Here is a 1,720-nt window from a genome sequence, read left to right on the forward strand (position 1 = left end):
CCGACCTCGTGCTCGTCCGCGCGACGGCCTGCTGAATCACCCACCAGCCGAACTCCCAGGCCAACACGCCCCAACATCAATCGCGGGGCAGCCCGCAAGCTCGACCCCTACATCGACCTGGTCAACCAACGCTGGAACGAGGGCGTGACGAACGCCCAGACCATCACCACCGAGCTACGCACCCTGGGCTTCACCGGCGATGTCCAGACGGTGCGTCGCTACCTCAAGCCCTTCCGGATGCCCGGGGAAAGCCGCCACCGGCCGGACCCGCACCGACGCAAGCCGACCCCCACCCTCCCGGCCGTCCCCAAGCCGCGCAAGATCAGCAAGGCGTTGCTCACCCACCCTGACCGGCTGACCCAGGACGACGCGCTGATCCTGAAGAACGCCACCGCCCACTGCGTCCACCTCGAACGACTTGAGCAGCACGTCCGCGCCTTCGCGAAGATCATGAGCCAGCGGCGCGGCCAGGAACTGCCCGCCTGGCTGAACGCCGTGGACGCGGCCGACCTGCCCGAGCTGCGCAGCCTTGCCAACGGCATGCGCCGCGATCTGCCCGCCATCATCAACGGCCTGACCCTGGAGCACAGTTCCGGCGCTGTAGAGGGCAACGTTACGCGGGTAAGGCGGCTCAAACGGGACGGCTACGGGCGAGCGAAGTTCGATCTCCTCAGGGCCCAGATACTCCTCGCTCCCTGAACAGGGGCAGGCGTCACGTGATCATCGCCAGAGCCCAATTACGTGAGCGCCGACACCCCCAACGCCGTGATTCCGTTGGTGATCTTCAGGTGGGTTCGAGGGTCAGGCAGAGGGCGTGGAATCGGGCGGGTCGGCGCTGGGTGGGGGTGGGGGTGGGGGTGTGGATCAGTCGGCGACGTGGACGAGGTTGCAGGCCGCGGCGGTGAGCTGGGTGTGCAGGCGGGTCTTGAGCAGGCTGCGGTAGCGGGTGTGGCGCAGGCCGAAGGCGCGTACGGCCTGGGAGTGGAGGGCCTCGACGCCCGCGTGCATCGCGTAGCGGTCTTTTTCATTCCTTGCTGTGCTGGTCGGCCCAGTTGCCAAGCTGGATCTCGTGGAGTTCGCGGGTGGGTTGCAAGGTCACCGACCGCGACTGGTCGGCTGTACGGGTGCAGCGCGAGCGCTGGGGCAGCCCCGGCAGGTAGCGGTGGGGAAGGAAGCCTGCAGGTAGGGGCGCTGATTGAGGGGCAGCGGCTTGAAGGGCAGGCTCTTGTGACCGGCGGGGCAGGCGAGTCGGCGGGTGTCCCAGTCGAACTGAAGGTGGCCTTGGCGAAGGCCGGATGCAGGGGTGAGGTGCGGCCCGAAGCGGTGGAGATCGGGCCGGTCAGGGTGACGCTGTGGGCCTTTCCGGCGAGGGCGATCCGGGCCGGGGTGGGATAGGCCGCGTCCACCAGATGCTTGGCCAGGAGCAGGCGTTCCAGGGCGATGTCCGGAAGCTTGCGCAGGGCGAAGGTGATCGTCTGGGAGGTCTGGAGGGCTGTCTCAAGGATGTGAGCCAAGGGGGTGCTGAGCCGCTCCTGACCGCTGTGGCGTTTCCTCTCGCCGCACGGGCAAGCCAGTCGGTGAGCTGCTGCTCGATGGCCTGTCAGGCCTCTGGGCCAGCGTTGTGGTATCGCCTCCCCGTCACCGTCGGCGGTCCGCAGCGCGGCCTCTTGGCCACATTGAATCATCTTTAGATGTTTTTGTTCGATTTCTCTCGACAGGT

At 67.3% G+C, this 1,720-nt stretch carries 2 protein-coding genes; one reads left to right on the forward strand and one right to left on the reverse strand.

Going from position 1 to position 1,720, the window contains the following annotated elements; genetic code table 11:
* Positions 1–699: transposase (locus tag ACIQU6_RS44680; RefSeq protein ID WP_403488468.1), on the forward strand; the 699-nt coding region annotated here is incomplete at its 5' end.
* Positions 700–864: 165 nt separating this feature from the next.
* Here the strand turns inward: ACIQU6_RS44680 and ACIQU6_RS44685 are convergent.
* Positions 865–1,059, reverse strand: a complete 195-nt coding sequence (locus ACIQU6_RS44685; protein ID WP_403488470.1) for a transposase — start codon at positions 1,057–1,059, stop codon at positions 865–867.
* Between the last annotated feature and the right edge of the window lie 661 nt (positions 1,060–1,720).

It is taken from the genome of Streptomyces sp. NPDC090442 (genome assembly GCF_044769405.1).
Lineage (GTDB): Bacteria > Actinomycetota > Actinomycetes > Streptomycetales > Streptomycetaceae > Streptomyces.